Here is a 26,916-nt window from a genome sequence, read left to right on the forward strand (position 1 = left end):
AGACAGGGGGATGAAGAGGTGGCCAACCGTAAACCCGCCAAATCAAAAACCAAGAAACCGGGCAAGCGCCGCTTTTCCTATGGCAAGCTGTTTATCGCAATGGGCATAACGGCGGCAATCGCCATCGTTTGCGCACTAATCGGCTACATGGTCATTATTTACAACGGCCAAAAGATTTTTAATGAAAATAAAGACAAGATGGACATGATGGAAGCCTCCATTATCTATGATGTTAACGATAAGGAGGTGTCGGTGCTGGGCCGGGAAAACCGGGAGCTGGTGGACAAAAGCGAAATTCCGAAGAAGGTGGCCTATGCCTTTATCGCCACAGAGGACAAACGGTTCGAGCAGCATGCCGGTGTGGACTTCTGGGCGATCGGCCGGGCGCTGGTGAAGGATGTTGTGGCCCGCAGCGTCGTTGAGGGCGGCAGCACCATTACCCAGCAGCTGGCGAAGAACCTGTTTCTGGACTTCGATAAAACCTTTTTCCGCAAGGGAACGGAAATGTCCATTGCTCTGGCGCTGGAGGAAAACCTGGATAAGGATGAAATCATGGAGCTGTACTTGAACCGGATTTACTTCGGCAAGGGCGCATACGGCATTAAGGCCGCCTCCAAGTATTATTTCGGCAAATCCGATCTGAACCAGCTGGAGACCTGGGAAATTGCCACCTTGGCCGCCATTCCCAAGGCGCCTGCCATCTATTCTCCGCTGGGGAACCCGGAAAAATCCAAGGAGCGCCGCAATGTGGTGCTGAAGCTGATGTATGACCAGGGCTATATTACCGAAGCCGAGAAGAACAAGGCCCAGGCCATGGAGTACGTGCCGCAGCCGCAAAAAACCGATGAGCTGCTGGCGTTTAAGGATTATGTCATCCAGGAGGCGGCGGAGAAATACAATCTGGAGGAAGAGGTCATCCGGCGGGGCGGCTACAAAATCTATACCACCATGAATGTGGATGCCCAGCGGATTGTGGAGACGGCCTTCAAGGACCCGAAGTTCTTCCAGAAGGACGGCCCCGAGCAAAAAATGCAGGGCAGCATGGTCATTGTGGACAATAAGGACGGCGGCATTGTGGCCATGTCAGGCGGACGGGATTATGCCGCCAAGGGTCTGAACCGCGCGCTGGTGCAGCGGCAGCCCGGCTCCGCCTTCAAGCCGCTTATCGCCTATGCCCCGGCCATGGAGCTGCAGAGCGGCAAGTACAATCCGTATACGCTTCTGCCGGATGAGCAGAAATCCTACGGAAACTACAGTCCCCGCAACTATGACGGGATTTATCAGGGTGAAGTGACGATGATGGAGGCGGTGCGCAAATCCATCAACGCCCCGGCCGTTTGGCTGCTGAATGAGATCGGCGTGGGCAAAGCCCGGGATTTTGTCAAAAAGATGGGGATTGTTACGGAAAGCCAGGACAATAACCTGGCCATTGCCCTGGGCGGTTTGACCAAAGGCGTAACGCCTCTGGCCATGGCTCAGGCGTACAGCGCCTTCCCCAACAACGGCATGATGAACACGGCCCACTCCATCCGCAAAATTGTGGACAGCGACGGCACCGCCGTTGCTTCCGTCAAGCTGGAGAAGACCAAGGTCATGTCGCCCAAAACCGCTTATTACATGACCGAGATGCTCAAAGGCGTGGTCAGCAGCGGCACCGGCACCGCAGCCAAGCTGAACCGTCCGGTTGCCGGCAAAACAGGCACTACCCAGCTGGATCTGAAGGGGCTGGAGAAGAACAACCGGGATGCCTGGTTCGTGGGGTATTCCGCAGAGTGGACGGCGGCGGTGTGGATGGGCTTCGACAAAACGGATACGAAGCATTATGTGCTCCCGGCCAGCGGCTCTTATCCGGCAGCTTTGTTCAAGGAGGTTATGAACAAAGCGCTGACCAATGTGGCGGCCAAGGATTTTGTTAAACCTGCGGATGTGCCCAGCTTGACAGAACCGCCCAAGGGTGTGGACAATCTGAAGGCGGAGTATGTGAAGGATGCGCTGCCCAAGGTGGAGCTGACCTGGACGGGAGACGGAGACAACAACATCGGCGCTTACCAGATTTTCCGCAAGGAGTCCAAGGAGCAGGAGTTCCGGCAAATTTCCGAGCAGCTGAAGGGAACCTTCAAGTTCGTGGACATCACCATCAAGGCTGGGGAATCCTACGAGTATTATGTGGTGCCGTACAATACCCAATCCAACCAGGCCGGGGAAAAGTCCAACATCGCTGCGGTGGAGATTCCCGCCGATACGGCAGCGAGCCCGTCTCCCTCCGGTTCTCCGGGGAGCAGCCAAAGCCCCGGCGGAAGCATCAAACCCAGCGGCAGCCCGGGCCGGACTCCCCGTCCCAGCGGGTCGGTCTCTCCGACCCCTACGCCTTCGTCCTCCTCTTCAGGCTCGGCCAAACCGTCGCCGGAGGAGAGCAAGGAGCCCCAGGGAAGCAATAACAAGCCTTCCCCCAGCCCGTCGGCTTCACCTGCCGGCAGAGTGCAGGGGGAGGCCGTTAGCAGTCCGTCCAAAGCCCCGGCAGGGGAACAATAAGCTATTTTCGTTTATAACGGCAAAACCAGCCCTGGGGAGCAAGCAAGCTCCATCTGGGCTGGTTTTTTAAGTCATTTAGGAAGTTGCACTCTGCCATCATAAGCCAGTTTGCGCCTGGGCTTGGGAATAGAGGAAGGGGGATGTCCGTTATTAGGCCAGCCCTGGCGATTAGGCCGGATTAGCGGGAAGCAGGTTTCCGCTATAATCCTCCGCCTCACTTTGGCGCTGCCATGCCCATTACGGCAGCTCCAGCTGCCTTATTTCCGCCAGCGTCTCCAGGGTCTGGGTCCGGGATTGAAATTTTTTTCACAAGCGTTGACGGACAAACTCCGGGATCAGAGGCCGAAGTGGTCGTTATAGTCGGCTTCCTCGCGGGAATACAGGGTCCAGGAGGTAACATTTTCGGAACCGCTTTCAATGGTCAGCTGGAACTGCTCGGCTATTTTCTCCACCAGACTGCTCAATTGGGAGGCAGCGCTTTCAAGCTGGCCTTCAATATAACCGCAATGCTCGGGCGACGCTACGCCCGATGCTTTGGCCGCGCCGCTGGGGGCCAATGCCCGTATCACAGCCAACGAAATCTTCACCTGATCCTGCGCCTTCAGAAATTCTGCCAATACCGTCATAAGCTCTTCGGGAGATTGAATGGAGAAGTGGCTGTCAGTATGCTGTTGAATAAGAATCGGCATGGGAATCCCTCCTTATCGGATTTCTATTGCATTGTATTCCACATCCGCCGAAAAATCCCTTCTTTTTTGAAGCAAAATCCTGTCAGGGTACAGCCGAAGGGCTCCGGCTAATGCTTTTGCGGAGGCTGGGGAGTCCAATGTGACAAGACATGAAAAATATGTTATTTTTAAATGTGATCAACACAGGCTGCTGTACAAGGAGGAAAATGTATGACGATTCCGGCAAAACTTCTGACTGCCGGTTTTGCAGTATGGACAGGCATGTGGATGCTCTTGTCCGGATGCGGGGCCAAACCGGAGGCGGGTGCCGCTTCTCCATCACCATCGGCCGCGGCAACAGTCAAGCCCACGACCGCGCCTTCTGTTTCGCCATCCCCAAGTCCGTCCAAAAGCTGGACCCAGCCGCCGGCTATGTCCATCGACACCAGCAAGACCTATAAAGCGGAATTCAAGACCAGCAAGGGCAGCTTTACTGTAGAGCTGTTCGCCAAGGATGCGCCCAAGGCGGTCAATAACTTTGTCTTTTTGGCCAAGGAGCATTTTTATGACGGAGTGGTTTTCCACCGGATTATCGAAAGCTTCATGATCCAGACCGGCGACCCCAAAGGAAACGGAACGGGGGGACCGGGGTATAAGTTTGCGCATGAGCCTACACAGTATAAGTATGACAAAGGTATCGTCGCCATGGCCAATTCCGGCGCGGACACCAATGGCAGCCAGTTTTTCATTGTCACCGGGGACGCCAGCCACCTGAATGCCAAGCCGGATTACACCGTCTTCGGAAAGGTGATTGAAGGAATGGACAGCACCGTGATGGACATCGCCAAAACGCCGGTTAAAACCAACCCTCTGAACGGCTCCGCGGAAACCCCGACGGAGAAGGTTACCATTGATTCCATTCAGATTATAGAGGAATAGAGCTGCTTGAGATGCACGACTACTAAGACTGAAGGGAATAACGCCTGTGAAACGTAAATATTCTGACCGGGCTAATTGGAGAAGGGTAACGGAAAAGAAATTCCAGGTCCGCACGCTGCATGAGCCGGAGTTTCAGGGCTATGTGGTGCTGTACCAGATCAAGCAGGTGCGGGACCCGCTGTGGAAGGAATATGACGGCAAGCGGTACTGCGTGGCGGATGCCGGGTACGAATGGCTCCAGCATTTCCAGAAGGGCGCCCACTATATTATGACCTCCATGTTTAACGACAAGGGGCAGGTGGTGCAGTATTACATCGACATTTGCAAGGTCCAGGGCGTGACGGACAGGGGAGTGCCCTGGTTTGACGATTTGTATCTGGATGTGGTAATCCTCCCTGGAGGCGAGCTGTTCCTGCTGGATGCGGAGGAACTGGAGGACGCCCTGAAGAAGGGGATCATTACCCGCGAGGATTTCGATATGGCATGGGCCGAGGCCAATAAGGTGATGGAGATGTACCGGGAGGGACGGTTTCCGCTGTTGAAGCTGTCCGGCAAGCACTGGGGCTATTTTCACGGCCGTCCGTAAACGGACCGCTCCTTCGCCGTGAAAGGAGGGTGCGGAGTCATGAGGCAGGAGGATAGGGCATGTTTGCTGCTGCACGGCTTTACCGGCGGGCCGTATGAGGTGGAGCCTCTGGCGCGGGCGCTGGAGGCATCCGGCTGGCATTGCCGGGTGCCCAGGCTTCCCGGGCATGATGAGGGCCTTGCCGGCCTGGCGGAGACGTGCTGCGACATGTGGCTGGAGGCGGCCACACAGGAGGCGGAGCTGCTGGCGCAGGAATACGGCGCTTTTGATCTGGTGGGTTTTTCCATGGGAGGGATGCTGGGCATCCACCTGGCTGCCCGGTACCCTGTCCGCAAGCTGGCGCTTTTGGGCGCCGCGGCGATTTATGTAAGTCCGGGGCGGATGGTCCGGAATATCTGGCATAGCCGCGGCGAAGAGCGGAATGTGCTTCAGTTTAAGATGAAGCAGACTCCGGCCAAGGCGGTGCTGCAATTTATGCGGCTGGTCCACCGGGTCCGTCCCGACATCCGCCGGGTTACGGTGCCGGCGCTGGTGGTGCAGGGTTTGCGCGACCCCATTGTGCATCCGGTCAGCGCCCGTTATCTGGCCAAACGGCTGCCCTGTGTGGCAGAGACGGTCTATTATCCCCGTTCCAGGCACATGCTGTGTCTGGAGGAGGATGCGGATGATGTGATTTGCAAGGTAAGAGGATTTTTGGACGCATAAAACAGTCCCCGAATGAAAATGTGCAGTGTACAGCATTTTCTAAAAAACCGGATGGTGACCCTCCAGCAGCGGAAGGTCGGCCATCCGGTTTTTGGTTGCGGGGATTGCCGGGTTAACCGTTAATGATGGTGCCGCCGTTAATATGCAGCACCTGGCCGGTGACATAGGAGGAATCGCCGCTGGCCAAGTAAACATAGCCTGGAGCAAGCTCCTCCGGCTGTCCGGCCCGCTTCATGGGCGTGGTGCCGCCGAACTCCGATACCTTCTGCTCGTCGAAGGTGGACGGGATCAAGGGCGTCCAGATGGGGCCTGGGGCAACGGCGTTGACCCGGATGCCCCTCTCGATAAGCTGCGCCGACAGGGAGCGGGTGAAGGTGACGATGGCTCCCTTGGTGGCCGAGTAGTCCAGCAGATCCTTGCTGCCCTTGTAGGCAGTAATGGATGCGGTGTTGATGATGGAGGAGCCGGCAGGCAGATGGGGAGCTACAGCCTTGGTCAGGTAGAAGAAGGCAAAGACGTTGGTCCGGAAGGTCTTCTCCAATTGCTCGGCGGTAATGCTCTCCAGGGTGGTTTGGGGATGCTGCTCCGCTGCATTGTTGACCAGAATGTCCAGCTTGCCCAACTGCTTCAGGGCAAAGTCCGCCAGCTCCTGACAGACCTTCTCCTGCCCCAGATCGCCGCTCCACAGAAAGCATTTCCTGCCTTCCTGCTCCACCTGGCGTTTGGTCTCCTCGGCGTCCTGGTGCTCGTTCAGGTACGCCACCACCACGTCCGCGCCTTCCTTGGCGAAATGGACGGCTACGGCCCGGCCGATGCCGCTGTCTCCTCCGGTAATGAGGGCGGCTTTGCCTGTGAGCTTGCCGGCGGCCTTGTACTTGCTGTCCTCAAAAGCGGGAAGGGGATTCATCTCCGATTCCACACCCGGCTGCCTGTTTTGATGCTGGGGCGGGAATGTTTTCTTTGGGGGAGTCTGAGTATTGGTTGCCATGATTTTCATTCTCCTTTCACTTCTTCAGAATGCATGTCCAACTTCAGTTTGCCTAAAAGAAACAGGGTTTATGAACCGGCCGGCCGCGGCACAACAGTTTTACCCCTTCGTCAAAGGCGCTAAACAGAACAATTCCCAAAAGTGGCGAAAGGCTTCGAAGCGCGCATTTTCGTAAAAGAAGAATATTTCTCCATTGTTCCGCCTATACTAAACAACGCAAGCTATTTTCTTCAACACGGCCCAAGATGGCCGTGGATTGAAACTATGGAGGTTTGTTACCAAGATGCAAACAGGAACAGTAAAGTGGTTTAACGCGGAAAAAGGCTACGGATTTATTACTTCCGACGAAGGCGGCGATGTCTTCGTCCACTACAGCGCCATTACCGGTGAAGGCTTCAAATCTCTGGACGAGGGCCAGAAGGTCAGCTTCACAGTGGTGCAGGGCAACCGCGGTCCGCAAGCCGAGAATGTCAGCAAAATGTAAGGCAGGTCTTCGGCTGTAACGGCGCATGACCACAAAAAACAAACACGCCTGAAGCTCCGGGTTATCCGGTCCACGGCGTGTTTTTTTTCTGGAATTCTTTCCGTTTCTTTTTCGGCAAAGAATTGTGTACAATAAAGGCAATGCTCCCTTCTGGCTCAGTCTTCCATTCCGCTCTCCTGTGTGCGGCATTGGACAATCCGCCCGGCGAATATAATTGTCCATAAGGAAATCGGCACAATGGGGGAGTGGACATGAGCGTTCGCAGTATTCCGGGAGATTCTTTGGAGAGCGTCCGGGCCTCCCGCCAGATCAGCGTGGTATTCCGCAAGGATGAACCGGCTGTCCAGCCTGCGGAGAACGGCATCCCCTTCGGCAATAAATTTCTGGAGCCCGGCACTCCGTATGCCAATGTGTTCCGGGAGCTGAACCAGATGATCGGCCTGGATAATGTGAAGGAGCTGGTGTACGAGGTGTACGCCATGCTTCAGGTCGGCCAATACCGGGCGGAGGCGGGGCTTGTGGCCAACACCCATGTGTACCATATGGTGTTTAAGGGCAACCCGGGAACCGGCAAAACTACGGTAGCGCGGCTGATTGCCAAGCTGTTTCAGGAGATGGGGATTCTCTCCAAAGGCCATCTGATCGAAGTGGAGCGGGCGGACCTGGTGGGGGAATATATTGGGCATACCGCTTTAAAAACCAGGGAATTGATTAAAAAGGCTTTAGGCGGCATTCTGTTTATTGATGAGGCGTACAGTCTGGCCAGAGGCGGGGAGAAGGACTTCGGCAAGGAGGCCATCGACACGCTGGTGAAGGCCATGGAGGATTACAAGAATCAGTTTGTGCTGATTCTGGCAGGCTATCAGGAGGAGATGGAGTTCTTCCTGAAGACAAATCCGGGTCTGCCGTCGCGTTTCCCCATTCAGGTGGATTTCGCCGATTATTCCGTGGACCAGCTGATGCAGATCGCCGAGCTGATGGTGAAGGAGCGCCAGTATGCGCTTTTGCCCCAGACGGAGATGAAGCTGCGCCAGCATCTGGTGTCCGAGAAGCTGCGGCAGGAGGACGGGTTCAGCAATGCCCGCTATGTCCGCAACACCATCGAAAAAGCCATGCGTTACCAGGCGGTGCGGATTCTCCAGCAGAATCAGGGCGCGCCGTCCCGGTCGGAGCTGATGACCATCCGCCCGGAGGACTTGAAATGGGACAAAACAATCCCCCAAAAGTGACGGCTGCTTCGAGGCCAATTTCGGGTACTTTTGGGGCAGCCCCTTGAATGAAAATGCAAAAGGAGTCGATGCAATAGATGAAACCTACATCGCAGGAAGTTGCGCAGCAGACCGGGGAACGGGCCGTTCTGGTCAGTCTGGTATTGAAGGAACGGGACGCCAACCCCCAATTGGCGGAATATTCGCTCTCGGAGCTGGTCCGCCTGGCGGAGACGGCAGGGGTTACGGTCGTGGAGACCATGAAGCAGAACCGGGATCAGGCGGATGCCAAGTGGCTCATTGGCAAGGGCAAGGTGGAGGAGCTGAAGGGGAGACTCCGGGAGCTGGATGCGCAAACGGCGATTTTCGACCAGGAGCTGTCCGGCATTCAAGTGCGGAACCTGGAGGAAGCGCTGGATGTGAAGATCATTGACCGGACCCAGCTGATTCTGGATATTTTCGCCGGACGGGCCAAAACCCGCGAGGGCATCCTGCAGGTGGAGCTGGCCCAGCACAGCTATCTGCTGCCGCGGCTGGTGGGACACGGCAAGAATTTGTCCCGGCTGGGCGGCGGCATCGGCACCCGGGGACCCGGCGAAACCAAGCTGGAGACGGACCGGCGGCATATCCGCAACCGGATCGGGGAGCTGAAGCGCCAGCTGGAGGAGGTTACCAAGCACCGTAAACTGCACCGGGAGCGCAGGCGCAAGTCCGGCGTTTTTCAGGTGGCGCTGGTGGGCTATACCAATGCGGGCAAGTCCACTCTCCTGCGGCAGCTGACCGCCGCTGATGTGCTGGTGGAAAATCAGCTGTTTGCCACTCTGGACCCGACCTCCCGGACGCTGGAGCTGCCCAACGGCAAGGAAGTGGTGATTACCGATACCGTCGGCTTTATCCAGAATCTGCCCCATGATCTGGTGGCGGCCTTCCGGGCCACCCTGGAGGAGGCCAACGAGGCCGATCTGATCCTCCACGTGGTGGACAGCGCCATTGATATGCGCGAGGAGCAGATGAAGGTGGTGCTGGAGGTTCTGGAGGAGCTGGGCGCCCGGGGCAAGGACATGATCACCGTCTTCAACAAGGTGGATCTTTGTCCGCCGGGACAGGTGGAGCTGCTGACACCGGCAGAGGGGGATTTTATCCGGCTGTCCGCCTATAATCAGGAGGACCTGGAGCGCCTTAAGCTGCTGATTCAGGATAAAATGGCCGGCGGGCTTCATTCCTTCCGAATTCCGGCGGTGCAGGGGGACAAGATTTCCCTGGCGTACCGGCTGGGAACGGTAGTGGATACGGCGGTGGACGGAGAGGATATGGTGATCTCCGTAGATGTGAATGCGCAGGATTATGAGAAGCTCGGCTATTTGCTGGCCGGATGCGAAGTGAATACAGGGGACATGGACAAGGGAGAGCAAATCGGCAGATGAATTTCAGAGAGACGATCATAAAAGCCGCACAACAGGCAGAAATTAAGGCAGAAGCAAAGCTGAAGGAAATTGACAGTCTGATTGACGAGAATCAGTGGAAGGTGATTGCCGCCTTCCAGAAGCATCAGGTAAGCGACTTCCATTTTGCAGGCTCCACCGGCTACGGATATAATGACCGCGGCCGGGAGGTGCTGGATCTGGTGTATGCGGATATTTTTGGGGCGGAGGCCGGTTTGGTCCGGCCCCATTTTGTGTCCGGGACCCATACCATCTCCACCGCCCTGTTCGGCTGTCTCCGTCCGGGAGACGAGCTGTTATACATAACCGGGCGGCCTTACGACACGCTGCATAAGGTGATTGGCAAACCCGGCGACGGGACAGGCTCTCTGCAGGATTACGGCATCCGCTACGGCGAGGTGGCCTTGACTGCGGCCGGCAAGCCCGATTGGGATGCCATCCGGGAGAGACTCAGCTCCCGCACCACCATGGTGGGGATTCAGCGGTCCCGGGGTTATGATTGGCGGCCCTCCTTCACCGTGGAGGAGATCGGGGACATGGTGCGCTTCGTAAAAAGCCTGTATCCCGGCGTCATCGTGTTCGTGGACAACTGCTACGGCGAATTCACCGAACGGCTGGAGCCCACCCAAGCGGGCGTGGATATCATGGCCGGCTCCCTGATCAAAAATCCCGGCGGCGGAGTAGCGTCAGGCGGCGGATATATCGTCGGGCGGGCCGAACTGGTGGAGAAGGCGGCCTTCCGTTTAACGGCGCCGGGCATCGGCGGCGAGGTGGGCGCAACTCTGGGAACACTGCGCGGCATGTACCAAGGGCTGTTCCTGGCTCCCCATACAACGGGACAAGCTATTAAGGGCAGCGTGTTCGCTTCGGCGGTTTTTGAGGATCTGGGCTTCGATACCCATCCCCGCTGGCAGGATACCCGCACGGACCTGATCCAGGCCATCCGGTTTACCGGAGCCGATCATCTGATTGCCTTTGTGCAGGGGATTCAAAAGGCTTCGGCGGTGGATGCCCATGTGGTGCCGGAGCCTTGGGACATGCCCGGCTATGAGCACCCGGTGATTATGGCGGCGGGAACCTTCATCCAGGGGGGGAGCCTGGAGCTGTCGGCGGATGCGCCTATCCGCGAGCCATATATCGCCTATATGCAGGGCGGGCTCACCTATTCCCATGCCAAGCTGGGCGTGCTGTGGGCGCTGCAGAACATGGTGGAAAAGGGCTTGCTTTCCTTGGATTAGTCGTTGTAATTAAATCTAACACAGCTTGACAACTTCTTGTTATAGAGGTACACTTATAACATAAAGTGTCACAGGGGTGATAAGGAATGAGTGATGACATCCGCAGGAATATGGCGCTTTTTCCTATTGGTATTGTAATGAAACTGACGGATTTAACCGCTCGCCAAATCCGTTATTACGAGCAGCATGAGCTGGTGATGCCTGCCCGTACCGGCGGCAACCAACGGCTGTATTCCTTTAATGATGTGGAACGTCTCCTGCAGATCAAGGATTTGATTGAGAAGGGTGTCAACATTGCCGGCATCAAGCAGGTTCTGTTGCCTGTGGATCAAACCTCCGATGAGGCCACCGTATTGAATGAGCAAACGGAAGTCAAGCGCAAGGAACTGACGGACTCCCAGCTTCACAAGATGCTTAAGCAGCAGCTCATGACCGGCAAACGTCCCGGCCAGGTATCCCTGATCCAAGGGGAGCTGTCCCGCTTTTATCACTGATTCAGGCCATATTGTACATAAGGGAGGAGAACCCAAGTGCACTCCAATTACACAAAAGAAGACATTCTTCGCATTGCCAAGGAACAGAATGTCCGGTTTATCCGGCTGCAGTTCACCGATCTTTTGGGCGCCATCAAGAATGTGGAAATCCCCTTAAGCCAGCTTGAGAAAGCGCTTGACAACAAGATGATGTTCGACGGCTCGTCCATTGAAGGGTATGTGCGGATTGAGGAATCCGACATGTATTTGTATCCGGATCTGAACACCTGGGTGGTATTCCCGTGGGTCGCCGAAGACCGCATTGCGCGCTTGATCTGCGATATCTATCTTCCGGATGGCCGTCCGTTCCCCGGAGATCCCCGGGGCATTCTCAAGCGGATGCTGAAGGAAGCGGAGGAAATGGGCTACACCGCCATGAATGTGGGGCCGGAGCCGGAATTCTTCCTGTTTAAGACCGACGAGAAGGGCTACCCCACAACCGAGCTGAATGATCAGGGCGGTTACTTCGACCTGGCTCCCGTGGACCTGGGTGAGAATTGCCGCCGCGAGATCGTGCTGACTTTGGAGGAGATGGGCTTTGAGATCGAAGCCTCCCACCATGAGGTAGCTCCGGGCCAGCATGAGATTGACTTCAAATATGCCGATGCGCTGAAGGCGGCTGACCAGATTCAGACCTTCAAGCTGGTGGTGAAGACGGTCGCCCGCCAGCATGGCCTGCACGCCACCTTTATGCCCAAGCCTCTTTTTGGGGTGAACGGCTCCGGCATGCACTGCCACCAATCCCTGTTCAAGGGCTCCGAGAATGCCTTCTATGACGAAAAGGACAAGCTGGGCCTGAGCGTTGACGCCCGCTATTATATGGCCGGCATTCTGAAGCATGCCAAGGGAATGGCCGCCATTACCAACCCCATTGTCAACTCGTACAAGCGGTTGGTGCCCGGGTATGAAGCGCCCTGCTATGTGGCCTGGTCCGCCAGCAACCGCAGCCCGATGATCCGCATTCCCGCCTCCCGCGGCTTAAGCACCCGCGTCGAGGTTCGCAATCCCGATCCGGCCGCCAATCCGTATCTGGCGCTTGCCGTAATGCTGGCTGCAGGTCTGGACGGCATCCGCCACAAGACCACCCTGCCGGCGCCGGTGGACCGGAACATCTACGTCATGACCGACGAAGAGCGGGAAGAGCAGGGTATTCCCAGCCTGCCGATGGATCTCAAGGAAGCGTTGGGCGAGATGATCCGCGACGACATTATCGTCAATGCCCTGGGCGAGCACGCCACCGCTTATTTCTACGAGCTGAAGGAAATCGAATGGGACATGTACCGGACCCAGATTCACCAGTGGGAACGGGATCAGTACGTGACGCATTATTGATAGGGAAAAGCGCGTAACAGCGCGGTGTTAATTTTCAAATCATAAATCACGAATGGATAGCTCCTGCTGTTAAGCGGGGGCTATTTTATTTATACCGGAGCTGCGGAACCGGCTTGAGAGAAGAAACGGATAAAGTAATGCCTAACAGACAAAATAATCAATGAAGATACAGGATATTCCACCTTTCTGTGCTAGGTATATATAGTACCCCCAATACGAGGTGGAAGAAATGTCGTCATACTGCTTTATTTGTCATGGCAACATACGGCTGGTAGGCCCATTAACCCTTGAGGAAGCAACCAAGGAACTATTCATCTTGAACAGAACCTTCAAGGGCCTATACATAGAAATTATCGATTCACATACAGGGAAGGTAATAGGGAGAATACCGAAGAAGCGGTGATAAGGCAATTAAACATTTTCTCTGGTAAACAACTCTCCTCGGCTGGCTTATGTAGCTGGCGGGGATTGAGAATGATAATACGCCAGGATCAACTAGGGCGGGTTTGCAAACACGGCCTAGCACATCCGATAAATACTATTTGAGCGTTAACTGATTTTTATTCAGCAGCACTTTTCTTTGATCCGCGGTTTCCAAAGCCATAAAAAATGAATGCTCCCCAACTGCTCCTGTTTACTTCTCATTCGGAACAGGCTATAATATATTTGCTTTTACGATTATTAAGGAGGATCAAAACATGGTATTTATCAGACTGCGTTTCCAAGCTTTGAACAAGTAATTGAATATGTTCAAAGCCTCTGTTTGTGCAACAGAGTGAACGGGATCAGTCTGTCCATGTGAAGAGAGCCCGCCTGCCGGACAACGGTCAATATATGCGGCTGGCTGCTGTGTTCATCCCCCTATTACCATAGGGTTATTTCCGTTCCTCACCAACCACAGGCATAGAGTCTGTGGTTTTTTTATTTTCAACAGTCAGGAGGTTCAGAATAAGAATGCGGACGATGCATTGGTATTTCTTTATATAATCCTCTCTTCACAAATCGCAGGAAAACCTGCGGTCCCAAAATCTGCGATTTTTGAAGGAGGAGCTAAACATGGAACAATTGATAAAAGCGAATGACATATATGTGGAGCACAAAGGATGTACGGTGCTGGATATTCATGATCTGGAGATTTATGAGCATGACCGTATCGGGCTTGTGGGAGCAAACGGAGCCGGAAAAAGTACATTGCTGCAGGTTTTGCTGGGGCAGATCGGTTTGCAGTCCGGCAAAATTGAACGCAGAGGACAGTTTGCCTATCTTCCTCAGCTGGATCAAGCGGCAAAGCCGGAGCAGCAGGATTATGCGCTTATGGGCAGGCTTGGGCTTGACCGGACAGCGGAGGGACATCTCAGCGGCGGAGAGGAAACCCGTTTGAAAATCGCCCGGGCTTTGTCGACGGAAACACATGGCATTTTTGCCGATGAACCAACCAGCCATTTGGACCGGGAGGGGATAGAAATACTCGCGAAGCAGCTTCAGTATTTCAAGGGGGCGCTGCTGATTGTCAGTCATGACCGATATTTTCTCGACCGGGTTGTCGATAAGATCTGGGAGCTGGATGAAGGGCGCATCACCGAATATTGGGGCGGCTACTCCGATTATCTGGCCCAAAAGGAAGAGGAGCGGCGCAATCAGGATATCCGCTACAAGCAATTCACCCATGAGCGGGAACGGTTGGAACATGCTTTGACGGAAAAGAAAAATCAGGCGAGGAAGCTGGACCAAAAGGCAAAAGGATCGCCGCGGAAAAACAACACGGAAAACGGCGGTTGTTTGGCCCATCAAAAAACTACAGGGAGCAAACAGAAGAAGCTCCATCATGCAGCCAAAAACATGGAGCACCGCTTAGAATCCCTCGGTGAGGTTAAGCCGCCGGAAGCCATCCGCTCCGTCACGTTCAGATTAAGTGAAGCATTAAAGCTGCACCATCCTTTTCCCATTGTTGGACAAAATATCCGCAAGATGCTGGGAGATAAGCTTCTTTTCGAGGAGGTTTCCTTTCAATTTCCCGTGGAGCCAAAATTGCCGTAACAGGAGGGAACGGTGCAGGCAAAAGCACACTCTTCCAAATGATTGTGAACCGGGAAGAGGGCATCACTGTTTCGCCGAAAGCGGAAATCGGCTATTTTGCCCAGACGGGTTATAAGATCATCGGCAATCAGCCATTGATGTCCTTCATGCAGGATAATTGCGATTATGAGGTGCGGGAAATCCGTGCTGTCCTGGCGTCCATGGGATTTACCCAGGAGGACATCCGTAAAGATACGGCTGTATTAAGCGGCGGGGAAATGATGAAGCTCCAGCTTGCCAAACTCCTCTTGGGCAAATACAATATCCTGCTGCTGGATGAACCCGGCAACTTCTTGGATCTGCAGGCAACAGAAGCGCTTGAACGGTTTATGAAGCAATATGCGGGCACACTGGTTTTTATTTCCCATGATGTCCGTTTGATTGAGGCGGTATCTGACCTTGTATATGAGATCGCCGACCAAAAGATGATTCGCTTGAAATAAAGATGTGCGAGCCGGCAATTTGTCGGCTTGCACTCTTTTGATCTATCCCTTATAATACTGAATATCCGTTCAGTATTATTCTGCAAACGAGGTGAGGCCGTACGTGAACAAAAAGAAGCTGCAAACCGAGCAGACGAAAAAGAAAATCGCCGATGCGTCCAGAGCCTTGTTTATCCAGAAGGGCTACAAAGCCACGTCCATCGAAGATATTGTCAAGGCTACCGCTTGCAGCGCCGGCAATATTTATTACCATTTTAAGAGTAAGGAGGGCCTGTTCCTCTATTTGATTGATGAATGGAACCGGGAATGGGACGAAACTTGGCTGGCCAAGGAGCAATCCTTTCCGACGGTAATTGAAAAAATCTACGGTCTGGCGGAGCATCTGGCCTTGGATCAGCTGAATCATCCTTTGACCAAAGCGGTGGATGAATTTTATAACAATACCGAAAAACCTACGGAAGTGGAAGAGCATATTGGCGAAATTGTCCAGGGTTATCTGACCTTTAACCGGCAACTGCTGCAGCAAGGAATCGATAACGGGGAATTGCAAAACTTCAATATCAATGGTTTGGCTGTCATTCTGGACAGTCTGTTTTTGGGTTTGAGCCAGCATTCCCGGAATATGAGCCGTCAAGAAACAATGGATACGTACCGCTTGGCTGTTGATGTGTTTTTGCGCGGCGTTGCTGCCGTTTAAATTTTTTTGCCATGATCTAGAATGAATATTCAGTATTTTGAAGACATCTTGGAGGAAAAAACGTATGTCGATTATGTTGAAAAAACGGGGAGCCATCCTGATCCTGATGCTGAATCTGTTTCTGGTATTTACCGGAATCGGATTGGTTATCCCGATTATGCCCAAATACATGGAGAACCTGGGGATCACGGGCAGCACCATCGGTCTTTTGGTTGCAGCCTTTTCGCTGACCCAGCTGTTATTTTCGCCTTTGGCCGGACGGTTGTCCGATCAATGGGGAAGAAAGAAGATGATTGTCACCGGAATGGTGCTGTTTGCGTTCTCGGAGGCTTTGTTCGGAATGGCCAGCGCTACGGCGCTGCTGTTTGTTTCCCGGATGCTCGGCGGAATCAGCGCTGCGATGATCATGCCTGCCGTAATGGCTTACGCGGCGGATGTGACCACCACCGAGGAGCGGGCAGCTGGTATGGGCTACATTAATGCTTCGATTACGACAGGCTTTATTATTGGGCCGGGGATTGGCGGATATATCGCCGAGTTTGGTATCCGGGTGCCGTTTTATTCAGCGGCGGTAGCCGGCCTTGTTGCCGCCTGCATCACGCTGCTGGTGCTTCGGGAATCTCTGCCGGAGCGCAAGGCGGCGGACACGGCGGCGCCGGCAGGCAAGGAACGGGGCAGTCTTTTGACCCAATTGAGGTATTCCTACCGGGAGCCGTACTTTTTGAGCCTGATCATTGTGTTTGTGCTTTCCTTTGGACTGGCGAACTTTGAGACGGTTTTCGGCCTGTTTGTGGATCATAAATTCGGTTTTGAGCCCAAGGATATCGCGTTTATTATCACCTTTGGGTCCATAAGCGGAGCGGTGGTTCAAGCCACAGCCTTCAGTTGGATTTTGAAGCGTTTTGGGGAAAAACGGGTGATTTCCGTTTGTCTCCTTTTTGCCGGAGTATTTATTCTGCTGACATTATTTGTCCATAAGTTCTGGATGATTTTCGCCGTAACCTTTATTGTATTTCTCGCCATTGACATTCTGCGCCCGGCCATCGGCACACAAATGTCCATGCTTGCCAAGGACCAGCAGGGTTATGTGGCCGGGTTGAATTCGGCCTTTACCAGTCTTGGCAATATTGCCGGGCCAATCGTGGCCGGATTCCTGTTCGATTTGAACATTAATTATCCCTATAGCCTGGCTTGTGTCGTGCTGCTCTTATGCTTTGGATTGTCTCTGCGCGTAAGCCGGCGCGAGCTGCGGCAAACTGTCGTAAAAGCATAAATACCCGACTATGTACCGAAGAAAAAGCGTATTCCGCCGCGGAAACGCTTTTTCTTTTTTGCTGGGCGTCATGAGCTTCCTTTTTATTCAATTGCGCCCCGGCTTTCGGATTTGGTATGATAAAACCCTTCGAGGCTTGTTTAGTTGTCCTTTTATGCGGCAAAAAGCGACAAAATATATAAAATTGGCACTCCCATTTTTGTCCTTTTCGTGATATATTTACTGCAGGGTGTGTAAACGATATGCAAAGTCAATGCATAAATAAATTGCATTTTGATTGCATTCCAATTGAATGGGGGGAAAATAATGTCGTATTCCATTTTAATCGTGGATGATCACCCCCTGATGGCTCAGGCAACCAAGGTTATGCTGGAGCAATTGGAGGATATTCAGGTCATCGGAATCTCGTCTACCGGCCAGGAGTGTATGAATGTAGTCGGGGAGCTGAATCCGGATCTGGTGCTGCTGGACTATTTGCTTCCCGATATGGCGGGCACGGACGTTTGCGAGCTTTTGAAGAAGAAGTACCCGGATATCAAAATTGTGATCTTCACCGGGATGGAGACAGAGCCATTGCTCCCTAAATTCCTTGAGATTCACGCCAGCGGAGTGATCTCCAAAGGAATGAAGCAGGAAACGATTAAGCATATTATTTATTGTGTGCTGGCCGGGAATGTCGTCATTCCCCAAAGCGGCTTGCAGCTGCTCAGCAGACAGCCCCTTCCCACAGTTGAGGTGGAATTGAACACGGAAGAGGCGGCGATTATGAATATGATTATGAAGGGATACACCCAGGAGCAAATTGCCGACCAGATTCATATGAGCAAACGGTCCGTTGACAATTACCAGCGGAGAATTTATGAAAAGATGGGTGTCCGCAACCGGGTTCAGGCGATTGAGACCTTCGTGAGGTCCAAGTATTACAGCGTTTAGATGGAATCATACACCCAAAAGCCTCTTCCATTTAAGAATGGCGGGGGCTTTTTGCTGTTTATTTTTTAAAGTCGGGGCAAACGAACGGGGATTAGAAGAATATAAATGCAAGCTATATTAAGGAAAGGCCTTATTTTATTCGGTAATTTTCAAAACTATTTAAAAAAACTACGGTATTGTTTACAATTCACTTCATAAACGTTCCCGTTGAACGGCGAGATAGGTTGAGTAATATGAGTCCAAATAAAAAGGAGTGGGAGCTAATGGATACGATTGACCGTGACATTATCCGGCTGTTGCGAGCTGACGGGCGGATGAGCCATTCGGAAATCAGCAAGCAGATTCATCTGTCTTTGCCTGCCGTGTCGGAGCGGATTCGCAAGCTGGAAGCCGGCGGCTGTATAGACGGATTCACAGTAAAGCTGAACAGGGAGTATATGGGGCTGGGGCTTTTGGCGTTTATTTTTATCACTCTTGAACGGCCGGAGCATATTCCGGCGTTTCAAGCCGCAGTCCAGGAGGAGGAGGCGGTTCTGGAATGCCATCATCTCGCCGGGGAATTCGATTATTTGCTCAAAACGGCAACAGGAAGCACGAAGCAATTGGAGGAACTGATTTCCTTGCGGCTTAAACAAATTCCCGGAGTCATCAAAACCAATACCATGATCGCATTGTCCACGATAAAGGAGCTGTAGCCATGTTCAGCGCCTTGTTCGTAAAAAGCGTATTTCTGGGAGCATCGGTGGCTGCGCCTATTGGGCCAATCGGCATGATGGTGCTCCAGCGTACCTTGAAGCTGGGACTGAAAAAAGGATTGGCCTCCGGCTTGGGGGTAGCTCTGGCCGATATGATCTGTGCAGCCGCAGTCAGCGCCGGTATCGCCGCCATTCTGCTGCAGGCCGGCCCGTTGGCCTGGTTGTTGAAGCTTGCAGGCGGCGCTTATCTTGTGGGCATAGGAATCAGAGCTTGGAAAGCCGCGGCGGATGCGGCAGGAGAGGCGGCGGATCTGAAGGGGGAGGGGGCCTTGTCCATTCTGCTGCTGACATTGACCAACCCCGGGACATGGATTGCCTACGCAGGAGCTTATGCAGCCATTCAGTCCGATCTGAGCGGCGGCTGGGGGCTGGATTATGTGCTTGGAGTAGGGCTGGGTTCCGGCTTGTGGTGGTGCTTCCTCAGCCTCTTCGCAGGCTGGCTGCGGACCAAGCTGGATCAGGGCAGGAGGGAGGTTATGTACCGGGTTTCCGGAGCAATAATCATCTTCTTCGGCATCTGGGGAGTTCTTCAGCTGTAAACTCAAAGCCGGCCATTCGGTAAAAAGAATGCCGGCTTTCTTGTGATGTGGTTAATGGATATCCCGGAATAGTCCGATTACCTTGCCTAAAATGGTGACATTCTTCAAACGGATTGGCTCCATGGACGGATTCTCGGGCTGCAGCCGGATATGATCCTTCTCCTTGTAGAAGCGCTTGACGGTGGCTTCGTCCTCTTCCGTCATAGCCACCACAATTTCTCCGTTGTGGGCATTGGCCTGCTGCCTGACGATGACATAATCCCCGTCGCGGATGCCGGCGTCGATCATGCTCTCGCCCATGACGCTCAGCATAAAGACCTGATCATCATGCACCATGTGGGCGGGAAGCGGGAAATATCCTTCAATATTCTCCGTAGCCGTAATGGGAACGCCTGCCGTTACCTTGCCTACCAGCGGCACCTGCTTGATGGAGTGGGAGAACATCTCCAAACCTTCTTCGCCTCCCAGAATCTCGATGGCTCTGGGCTTGGTGGGGTCGCGGCGAATCATGCCTTTCTTCTCCAGGCGCTCCAGATGACCGTGCACAGTGGAGCTGGATGCCAATCCCACGGCTTCTCCAATCTCGCGGACGGAGGGGGGATAGCCTTTATCGCGGACTTCATTTTTGATAAATTCGAGGATCGCTTGCTGCCGATTGGAAATCCTGCTCATTCTGATCACTCCAGTATGGAAATAATTATTAAAATTATAACACAGAACCGGAGTTCGCACAAACATAAGTTCGAATGTTATTTTTGCGAACGTTTGTTTGTTTTTTCGTTGACACAAACGTTTGTTCGTGATATGCTCATTCCAGAACAAATGTTTGGGAGTGATCCGGAATGAAGATGAATCCGAACCGACTGATGAGACGATTGATTATGATGGCTGGGGTTGTTGCTTCCCTTCTGTCTGTTGCCATATTGCACGCTTATGCAGGGAATGATCCGGAAGAGGCGGCCGCTTCTCAGAGCTATACCAGCTATGTGGCAGCTTCCGTTGCTGTGCAGCCCGTTGCCTACAAGCAGCCTGTCAAGACCGTTTATACGGTTGATGTATGCCCCGGGGATACCTTATGGGAGATCGCTGCTGCCCATTTGCCGGAGGGAGAGAGCGTACGTTCGTATATGAACAAAATCAAAAAGGAGAACGGCCTTAAGAACGCCGACATCCGGGCCGGACAAATTCTTGTTCTTCCTTAATGGAATGCATCGTTGGACCATACACCGTGCCGCAGAGACCTTTTCAATCGGAGGAGACGGGTTTATTCCCACCTCCCGGGGAAGGTTTCTTTGTCTTTTTTGCATGGCCCTTGACAATCTTTCGGTGGAATGGCAAAGTAAAATAAGCTTCTTATCGAAGCAACTCGGGAAGCGGTTCAAACAGAAGTCAACAGGAGGAGCAGAGATGGAAGAACTCATCCAGAGGATCAATGAACTGGCCCGCAAGGCCAAAACCTCCGGACTTACGGATGAAGAATTGGAAGAACGCAATGAGCTTCGCCGCAAATATATTGATTCCTTTAAGGCATCCATGAAGGATCAGCTGAAGCATATCAAATATATCGGCGATGAAGACAACGGAAAGGCTTAGGGATTGACCGATTTTCATCCTTACTAATAGAAGGGGTCGTCAACGTGTCGCGTAAATGGGAACGTATGGTCGTCAAGAATCAAAGAACGGTAAACCGTTCGCGCAAGAAAAGCGGAATGGCTACAATTGAAGAAACCAGCCGCAAAAAGGATGCAGATGTTGTTATCAAAGGGCGCAGCTGGATGTTTGCCAGCCTGCTGGCGGTATTCGGTCTGTTCTATCTCATTACCTCGGCGGTAAACGGTGTTCCGATGAACGCCTTATATTGGTTCACGGGCTTAAGCTATGTTCTGCTGGGGGTTCTGATCTATCTGGTCCGCAGACCGGTAATCAGCATCGGCAAAAACTATATCACTCTTCGCCGGTTTGCAGGGGATAAGCGAATCGGCTCCGACAGCATCGAAGAGCTTACCATGAACAAGGGGCATATCATCATTCAAGTGAAGAACGTAAAGAAAAAATATATCTACACCAAGCTTCAGCACCGTTTCCCCATGGACGAGCTGAACGCCAAGCTGCGTGAATTCGCCGTCCGGGAGAGAGTTCCCTTCAAGGACGAAACCTAACAACCCTAGTAACCTTAATTCGGAAGGAAGAGAGACATTGGCATTGAAAGCTGTTTTGTTCGATTTGGATGATACGCTCCTTTGGGATGACCGGAGTGTCAGCGAAGCTTTTTTAGCCACATGCTTGGCCGCTTCGCAGAAGTATCCCGCCATCCAGCCTGCGGAGCTGGAAGCCTCTGTACGCCAGGAAGCCCGCGTTTTGTATGAAAGCTATGAAACCTTTCCGTTCACCAAAATGATCGGCATCAACCCTTTCGAGGCCTTCTGGGCCCATTTTTCCGAAGGGGAGCATGAAATGTTCCGCAAGCTGGAGCAGCAATCCCCGGCTTACCGGATCGAGGCCTGGACCAAGGGTTTGCAGGGGGTCGGCATTGATGACCCTGAGCTGGGCAAGGAGCTGGCGGAACGTTTCCCCGTGGAGCGCAGAAAGCGGCCTTTGGTTTACGAAGAAACCTTCCGGCTGCTGGATGGCCTGAAGGGAAAGGTCAAGCTGCTGCTTTTGACCAACGGAGCGCCTGATCTGCAGCGGGAGAAAATCGCCGGCGTTGCCAACCTGGAAAGCTACTTCGACCATATTGTCATCTCCGGCGTGTTCGGGGAAGGCAAACCGGCAGAATCCATTTTTCGGCATGCGGCTCGGCTGTTGGAGATTGAACCTGCCGAGGGCCTGATGGTTGGCGACAAGCTGACCACGGATATTCTGGGCTCCGGACGGGTGGGGATGCCTAATGTGTGGATCAACCGCCATGGCATCACCCGCACGGATGAGATTGTGCCCACCCACGAAGTGGCCAATCTGGAAGAATTAATTGCCCTGATCCAATCCTTACTTTAATAAGCTTTCCTCCTAAAACGCCGGCTGCCCCTGGGGAGTCAGGCGTTTTTGACCACATCTGTCTTTTTGGCAAGGATACCGGATTGACCCAAGCTTCGCAGCAGAGAAAGGGATGACTCTTGAATATGAAACCAACGCTTGAAGAGCAGTTACAGAAAAAGATTATGATTTTGGACGGCGCCATGGGCACGATGATTCAACAGGAGGATCTGACTGCTGCGGATTTTGGCGGGGAGGATCTGGAGGGGTGCAACGAGTATCTCTGCATCACCCGCCCGGATGTGATCTCGAACATTCATGATGCTTATTTTGAAGCCGGGGCGGATATCATTGAAACCAACAGCTTCGGCTCCACCTCTGTGGTATTGGCTGAATACGGGCTGGAGGCAAAAGCGCGTGAGCTGAATCTGGCGGCAGCCAGGCTTGCCGTTCAGTCTGCGAAGAAATATACCACGCCGGAGCAGCCCCGTTATGTGGCGGGAGCTTTGGGGCCAACCACCAAAACCCTGTCGGTTACCGGAGGCGTTACCTTTGACCAGCTAACGGATAGCTACTATGAGCAGGCGCTGGCTTTGATTGAAGGCGGAGTAGACGCGCTTCTTTTGGAAACCTCCCAGGATACACTGAACGTTAAAGCGGGCAGCATCGGCGTCCGGCGAGCTATGGAGGATCTGGGCGTCCGTCTGCCCATTATGATCTCCGGCACCATCGAACCCATGGGCACCACCTTGGCCGGGCAAACCATCGAATCCTTCTATATTTCCCTGGAGCATCTGAAGCCCGTCTCCATTGGCTTGAATTGCGCTACCGGCCCGGAGTTTATGCGGGATCATATCCGGACGCTGTCCCAGATCGCTTCCTGCTCCGTGAGCTGTTATCCCAATGCGGGGCTTCCCGACGAAAATGGACAATACCACGAAACTCCTGACACTCTGGCTCGGAAGATGGCCGGATTTGCCGAGCAGGGGTGGCTCAATATTGCCGGCGGCTGCTGCGGAACGACGCCTGCACATATCCGGGCTATGGCAGAGACGCTGTCCGGTTATGCGCCCCGCTCTCAGGCCGGCTCCCATCCTTCGGCAGTATCCGGTATCGACACCGTTTATATTGAACACGAAAACCGACCCTATATGGTGGGGGAAAGAACCAATGTTCTGGGCTCTCCCAAATTCAAACGGCTGATCGCCGAAGGCAAGTTCGAGGAGGCGGCGGAGATCGCCCGGGCCCAGGTGAAGGGCGGCGCTCACGTGGTGGATGTCAGCCTTCAGGATGCCGAGCGGGATGAAGTGGCGGATGTGGAGCAGTTTATGCAGGAGCTGGTGAAGAAGGTTAAGGCTCCTGTGGTTATTGACACCACCAATGCCGCGGCAGTGGAGATAGCGCTGAAATATACCCAGGGCAAAGCCATCATCAACTCCGTCAACCTGGAAGAGGGGGAGGAGCGGATTGAAAAGATCGTTCCCCTTGTTCACCGGTACGGCGCTGCGCTTGTATTTATGTGCATTGATGAGGATGGGCAGGCTGTGTCCAGCGAGAAGCGGTTCCAGGTAGCCAAACGGGGCTATGAGCTTTTGACGGGAAAATACGGCATTGCTCCGGAGGATATTATTTTCGATCCTATGGTTTTCCCGGTGGGAACAGGCGATGCCCAGTATCTGGGTTCGGCCAGTGAAACCATCGAAACGGTGCGGAAGATCAAAACCGCTTTTCCCGAAACGAAAACCATCATGGGAGTCAGCAATGTTTCCTTTGCCCTTCCCCCGGCAGGACGCGAGGTACTGAACTCCGTTTATTTGTATCATTGCACCAAAGCGGGGCTGGATTTCGCCATTGTCAACACCCAGCGCCTGCAGCGTTATCCGTCCATTCCCGAGGAAGAGCGCAAGCTGACGGAGGACCTGATTTTTAACACCAACGATGAAACCCTGGCAGCGTTCGTGGCCTATTTCCGCGAGAAAAAGGTAGAGAAAACCGTAAAAACCTCCAATATGACGGTGGAGGAACGCCTGGCCGCTTACGTGGTGGAGGGCACCAAGGAAGGGTTGCATCCGGACCTGGATGCGGCCATGCAGACCTACAGTCCGCTTGAAATTATCAACGGTCCTTTGATGGCGGGCATGGAGGAGGTCGGACGGCTGTTCAACAACAATGAACTGATTGTCGCCGAGGTGCTGCAGAGTGCGGAGGTGATGAAGGCCTCTGTTACGTATCTGGAGCCTTTTATGGAAAAGAATGAATCTGCCGTCAAAGGCAAAATTATTCTCGCCACTGTCAAGGGAGACGTGCATGACATCGGCAAAAACCTGGTGGAAATCATCCTCTCCAACAACGGCTACCAGATTATAAATCTGGGCATCAAGGTGCCGCCGGAGCAGCTGATTCAGGCATACCGTAAGGAAAAGCCCGATGTAATCGGCCTCTCCGGGCTCTTGGTGAAATCCGCCCAGCAGATGGTGACCACGGCGCAAGATCTGCGTACCGCCGGCATTGATGTGCCGATTATTGTGGGAGGGGCCGCCCTGACCCGGAAGTTTACCAAAACCCGGATTGCCCCGGAATATGACGGACTGGTGCTGTATGCCAAGGATGCCATGGACGGGCTGGATATTGCCAATAAATTGAGCGATTCCGCGGAACGGGCGATTCTGGCAGAGGAGCTGCGAAGGGCCAAGGAATCCCAACTGGCAGAGGCCGAAAAAAGCGGACAGGAGCTGCCCCAGGCTGTTCGTGTGCGGAATACTTCCATCAACAGGGAGCTTCCCGCTTATATTCCGCCCGATCTGGAACGGCATGTGCTGCGGGATTATCCCATCTCCCATTTGCTGCCGTATATCAACTTCGAGATGCTGCTTGGCCGGCATTTGGGCATCCGCGGCTCCGTGGAGGAGGCGCTCAAAAACAGCGACCCCAAAGCGCTGGAGATCAAGGAAGTAGTGGATGGCATTCTCCAGGAGGCGGTCCGGAGCGGCATTATCCGGGCGCAGGGGATGTACCGGTTTTTCCCGGCCCAGTCGGATGGCGATACGGTTATTGTATATGATCCTGCGGATGCGGGGAAAATATTGGAAAGATTCCATTTTCCCAGACAGGAAGCGGAGCCTTATCTGTGCCTGGCCGATTACCTCAAGCCGGTGGAAAGCGGTGTGATGGATACGGTAGGTTTCCTGGTGGTCACCACCGGGCGGGGAGTCCGGGAACTGGCGGAGCAATGGAAGGAGAGCGGGGATTATCTGCGCTCTCACGCCCTGCAGGCCACTGCGCTGGAGCTGGCGGAGGCCTTCGCCGAGCGGATTCACCAGATGATGCGGGATGTGTGGGGTTATCCCGACCCGGCGGATATGACCATGAAGCAGCGCTTCGGCGCTCGTTACCAAGGGATTCGGGTGTCCTTCGGCTATCCGGCCTGCCCCAATCTGGAGGACCAGGAGCAGCTGTTCCGGCTGATGAACCCTGGGGACATCGGCGTGGAGCTGACGGAGGGCTGCATGATGGACCCGGAAGCTTCCGTGACGGCCATGGTGTTCTCCCATCCCCAGGCGCAATATTTCAATGTGGAAAAAGTGCAGCGTTAGTCATTCAAAAGGAAACGAGAAACGGAGCTGTCGGGTATGGAATTGGTTTTTTTGGGCACCGGGGCAGGCATGCCCTCGCGGCGCCGCAATGTAACCTCCATCGCGCTGAACCTGCTGGATGAAACCGGCGGGTTCTGGCTGTTCGATTGCGGGGAGGGAACCCAGCAGCAAATTCTGCAATCCCCGGTGCGGCTGGGACGGACAGACAGAATTTTCATTACGCATCTGCACGGCGACCATCTGTACGGCTTGCCGGGCATTCTGACCAGCCGCTCCTACCAGGGAGGGGAAGGAAAGCTTACGCTGTATGGGCCCGTAGGTTTGCGGCAATTTACGGAGACGGCGCTGACCTTAAGCCAGGCCAGGCTGTCTTATGAGCTGGACGTTGTGGAAATTGTCGAGGAAGGCGTCATTGCCGAAGACGGCATGTTCCGGGTGGAAGCCAGGCGCTTGGATCACCGGATCGAGAGCTTTGGCTACCGCATTGTGGAAAAGGATAAGGAAGGCAAGCTGGACGCCGCCAGGCTGAAGGAGCTGGGCGTTCCCTTCGGCCCGTTGTACGGGGCTCTGAAGCAGGGCCGTTCTGTTACCCTGGAGGATGGCAGGATCATCAGTAGCGCAGATGTGGTGGGGCCTGCCGTTCCCGGCCGGATTGTGGCGATTTTGGGAGATACGCTTAAAACGGAATCGGCTGTCGAATTGGCAAAAAATGCCGATGTGGTGGTCCATGAAGCTACCTTCGACCGGTCGAAGGCGGACATGGCGGCGCGCTTTCATCACTCGACTACGGTGGACGCTGCCCAAACGGCGCTTCAGGCCGGTGCTCAGGTGCTCATCATGACGCACATCAGCTCCCGCTACGGGGAGGAAGAGACGGAAATGCTGCAGCAGGAGGCCCGCGAAATCTTCGCCAACGCCTATGTAGCCGAGGATTTCTGGTCGTACCGGATTCCGTACCGGATTTCCATGGAGTGAGATG

Annotated in this window: 24 protein-coding genes and 1 pseudogene; 22 read left to right on the top strand and 3 right to left on the bottom strand. The window is 53.9% G+C overall.

Features of this window, described 5'->3' with window-relative positions; translation table 11 throughout:
* The first annotated feature begins 18 nt into the window (after positions 1 to 18).
* The gene (locus tag DQG13_RS10160) at positions 19 to 2,532 is read left to right on the top strand and encodes a transglycosylase domain-containing protein (RefSeq protein WP_258525609.1); all 2,514 of its coding nucleotides are present in this window, start codon (positions 19 to 21) and stop codon (positions 2,530 to 2,532) included.
* Positions 2,533 to 2,867: 335 nt separating this feature from the next.
* Here DQG13_RS10160 and DQG13_RS10165 read toward each other — a convergent pair whose 3' ends face one another.
* Entirely contained in the window at positions 2,868 to 3,221 is a 354-nt protein-coding gene (locus DQG13_RS10165; protein WP_113019642.1) for a hypothetical protein, read from the bottom strand.
* Between the two features lie 210 nt (positions 3,222 to 3,431).
* Here DQG13_RS10165 and DQG13_RS10170 point away from each other — a divergent pair, with 210 nt between their 5' ends.
* The 3 genes from DQG13_RS10170 to DQG13_RS10180 are packed head-to-tail and all read left to right on the top strand — an operon-like array spanning position 3,432 to position 5,430.
* The gene (locus DQG13_RS10170; RefSeq protein ID WP_258525610.1) at positions 3,432 to 4,139 is read left to right on the top strand and encodes a peptidylprolyl isomerase; all 708 of its coding nucleotides are present in this window, start codon (positions 3,432 to 3,434) and stop codon (positions 4,137 to 4,139) included.
* A gap of 46 nt (positions 4,140 to 4,185) precedes the next feature.
* Complete coding sequence (locus DQG13_RS10175) at positions 4,186 to 4,725, top strand: ribonuclease FAU-1 family protein (protein WP_113019643.1); 540 nt, start codon at positions 4,186 to 4,188, stop codon at positions 4,723 to 4,725.
* A 39-nt stretch (positions 4,726 to 4,764) separates the two neighbouring features.
* Positions 4,765 to 5,430 carry an alpha/beta hydrolase gene (locus tag DQG13_RS10180; protein WP_113019644.1) on the top strand — a complete coding sequence of 222 codons (666 nt, stop codon included), beginning with the start codon at positions 4,765 to 4,767 and terminating at the stop codon, positions 5,428 to 5,430.
* A gap of 112 nt (positions 5,431 to 5,542) precedes the next feature.
* Here the strand turns inward: DQG13_RS10180 and DQG13_RS10185 are convergent, their stop codons facing one another.
* Positions 5,543 to 6,418, bottom strand: a complete 876-nt coding sequence (locus DQG13_RS10185) for an SDR family oxidoreductase (RefSeq protein WP_113019645.1) — start codon at positions 6,416 to 6,418, stop codon at positions 5,543 to 5,545.
* A 283-nt stretch (positions 6,419 to 6,701) separates the two neighbouring features.
* Between DQG13_RS10185 and DQG13_RS10190 the strand changes: the two genes are divergently transcribed.
* From DQG13_RS10190 to DQG13_RS10245, 12 genes and pseudogenes are all read left to right on the top strand, one after another.
* Positions 6,702 to 6,902, top strand: coding sequence for a cold-shock protein (locus DQG13_RS10190; protein ID WP_113019646.1), 201 nt, complete (start codon positions 6,702 to 6,704; stop codon positions 6,900 to 6,902).
* 251 nt (positions 6,903 to 7,153) lie between these two features.
* The gene (locus DQG13_RS10195) at positions 7,154 to 8,131 is read left to right on the top strand and encodes an AAA family ATPase (protein ID WP_113019647.1); all 978 of its coding nucleotides are present in this window, start codon (positions 7,154 to 7,156) and stop codon (positions 8,129 to 8,131) included.
* A 77-nt stretch (positions 8,132 to 8,208) separates the two neighbouring features.
* Complete coding sequence (gene hflX / locus DQG13_RS10200; protein WP_113019648.1) at positions 8,209 to 9,534, top strand: GTPase HflX; 1,326 nt, start codon at positions 8,209 to 8,211, stop codon at positions 9,532 to 9,534.
* Positions 9,531 to 10,790, top strand: a complete 1,260-nt coding sequence (locus DQG13_RS10205; RefSeq protein WP_113019649.1) for a methionine gamma-lyase family protein — start codon at positions 9,531 to 9,533, stop codon at positions 10,788 to 10,790. Before hflX ends, DQG13_RS10205 begins: the two co-directional genes overlap by 4 nt.
* Positions 10,791 to 10,876: 86 nt before the next feature.
* Positions 10,877 to 11,284, top strand: a complete 408-nt coding sequence (locus tag DQG13_RS10210) for a MerR family transcriptional regulator (protein WP_113019650.1) — start codon at positions 10,877 to 10,879, stop codon at positions 11,282 to 11,284.
* 36 nt (positions 11,285 to 11,320) lie between these two features.
* Positions 11,321 to 12,655, top strand: a complete 1,335-nt coding sequence (glnA, locus tag DQG13_RS10215; protein WP_113019651.1) for a type I glutamate--ammonia ligase — start codon at positions 11,321 to 11,323, stop codon at positions 12,653 to 12,655.
* Positions 12,656 to 13,711: 1,056 nt separating this feature from the next.
* A pseudogene (gene abc-f, locus DQG13_RS10220) lies at positions 13,712 to 15,174 on the top strand (ribosomal protection-like ABC-F family protein).
* A 103-nt stretch (positions 15,175 to 15,277) separates the two neighbouring features.
* A complete protein-coding gene (locus DQG13_RS10225) occupies positions 15,278 to 15,871 on the top strand; it encodes a TetR/AcrR family transcriptional regulator (RefSeq protein WP_113019652.1) in 594 nt (197 codons plus the stop codon).
* Positions 15,872 to 15,935: 64 nt separating this feature from the next.
* Positions 15,936 to 17,144: an MFS transporter gene (locus tag DQG13_RS10230; RefSeq protein ID WP_113019653.1), complete on the top strand. Its 1,209-nt coding sequence runs from the start codon at positions 15,936 to 15,938 to the stop codon at positions 17,142 to 17,144.
* A gap of 306 nt (positions 17,145 to 17,450) precedes the next feature.
* Entirely contained in the window at positions 17,451 to 18,077 is a 627-nt protein-coding gene (locus DQG13_RS10235) for a response regulator (RefSeq protein WP_113019654.1), read from the top strand.
* A gap of 263 nt (positions 18,078 to 18,340) precedes the next feature.
* Positions 18,341 to 18,772 (top strand): Lrp/AsnC family transcriptional regulator, encoded by a 432-nt coding sequence (locus tag DQG13_RS10240; protein ID WP_113019655.1) that lies wholly within the window; start codon positions 18,341 to 18,343, stop codon positions 18,770 to 18,772.
* 2 nt (positions 18,773 to 18,774) lie between these two features.
* On the top strand, positions 18,775 to 19,371 hold the full coding sequence (locus tag DQG13_RS10245) for a LysE family translocator (RefSeq protein WP_113019656.1): 597 nt from the start codon (positions 18,775 to 18,777) through the stop codon (positions 19,369 to 19,371).
* A gap of 51 nt (positions 19,372 to 19,422) precedes the next feature.
* Here the strand turns inward: DQG13_RS10245 and lexA are convergent, their stop codons facing one another.
* Positions 19,423 to 20,043, bottom strand: a complete 621-nt coding sequence (gene lexA / locus DQG13_RS10250) for a transcriptional repressor LexA (RefSeq protein ID WP_113019657.1) — start codon at positions 20,041 to 20,043, stop codon at positions 19,423 to 19,425.
* A gap of 170 nt (positions 20,044 to 20,213) precedes the next feature.
* Here lexA and DQG13_RS10255 point away from each other — a divergent pair, with 170 nt between their 5' ends.
* The 6 genes from DQG13_RS10255 (at position 20,214) to rnz (ending at position 26,912) form a co-directional block, all read left to right on the top strand.
* The gene (locus tag DQG13_RS10255) at positions 20,214 to 20,573 is read left to right on the top strand and encodes a LysM peptidoglycan-binding domain-containing protein (RefSeq protein ID WP_113019658.1); all 360 of its coding nucleotides are present in this window, start codon (positions 20,214 to 20,216) and stop codon (positions 20,571 to 20,573) included.
* Positions 20,574 to 20,778: 205 nt separating this feature from the next.
* Positions 20,779 to 20,964 carry a DUF896 domain-containing protein gene (locus tag DQG13_RS10260; RefSeq protein WP_113019659.1) on the top strand — a complete coding sequence of 62 codons (186 nt, stop codon included), beginning with the start codon at positions 20,779 to 20,781 and terminating at the stop codon, positions 20,962 to 20,964.
* Positions 20,965 to 21,008: 44 nt separating this feature from the next.
* Entirely contained in the window at positions 21,009 to 21,530 is a 522-nt protein-coding gene (locus tag DQG13_RS10265) for a hypothetical protein (protein WP_146767137.1), read from the top strand.
* A gap of 37 nt (positions 21,531 to 21,567) precedes the next feature.
* Positions 21,568 to 22,365: an HAD family hydrolase gene (locus DQG13_RS10270; RefSeq protein ID WP_113019661.1), complete on the top strand. Its 798-nt coding sequence runs from the start codon at positions 21,568 to 21,570 to the stop codon at positions 22,363 to 22,365.
* 125 nt (positions 22,366 to 22,490) lie between these two features.
* The gene (metH, locus tag DQG13_RS10275) at positions 22,491 to 25,937 is read left to right on the top strand and encodes a methionine synthase (protein ID WP_113019662.1); all 3,447 of its coding nucleotides are present in this window, start codon (positions 22,491 to 22,493) and stop codon (positions 25,935 to 25,937) included.
* Positions 25,938 to 25,973: 36 nt separating this feature from the next.
* Positions 25,974 to 26,912, top strand: coding sequence for a ribonuclease Z (rnz, locus tag DQG13_RS10280; protein WP_113019663.1), 939 nt, complete (start codon positions 25,974 to 25,976; stop codon positions 26,910 to 26,912).
* Positions 26,913 to 26,916: the final 4 nt, after the last annotated feature.

Source organism: Paenibacillus sp. YN15 (assembly GCF_003285005.1).
GTDB lineage: Bacteria > Bacillota > Bacilli > Paenibacillales > NBRC-103111 > Paenibacillus_AR.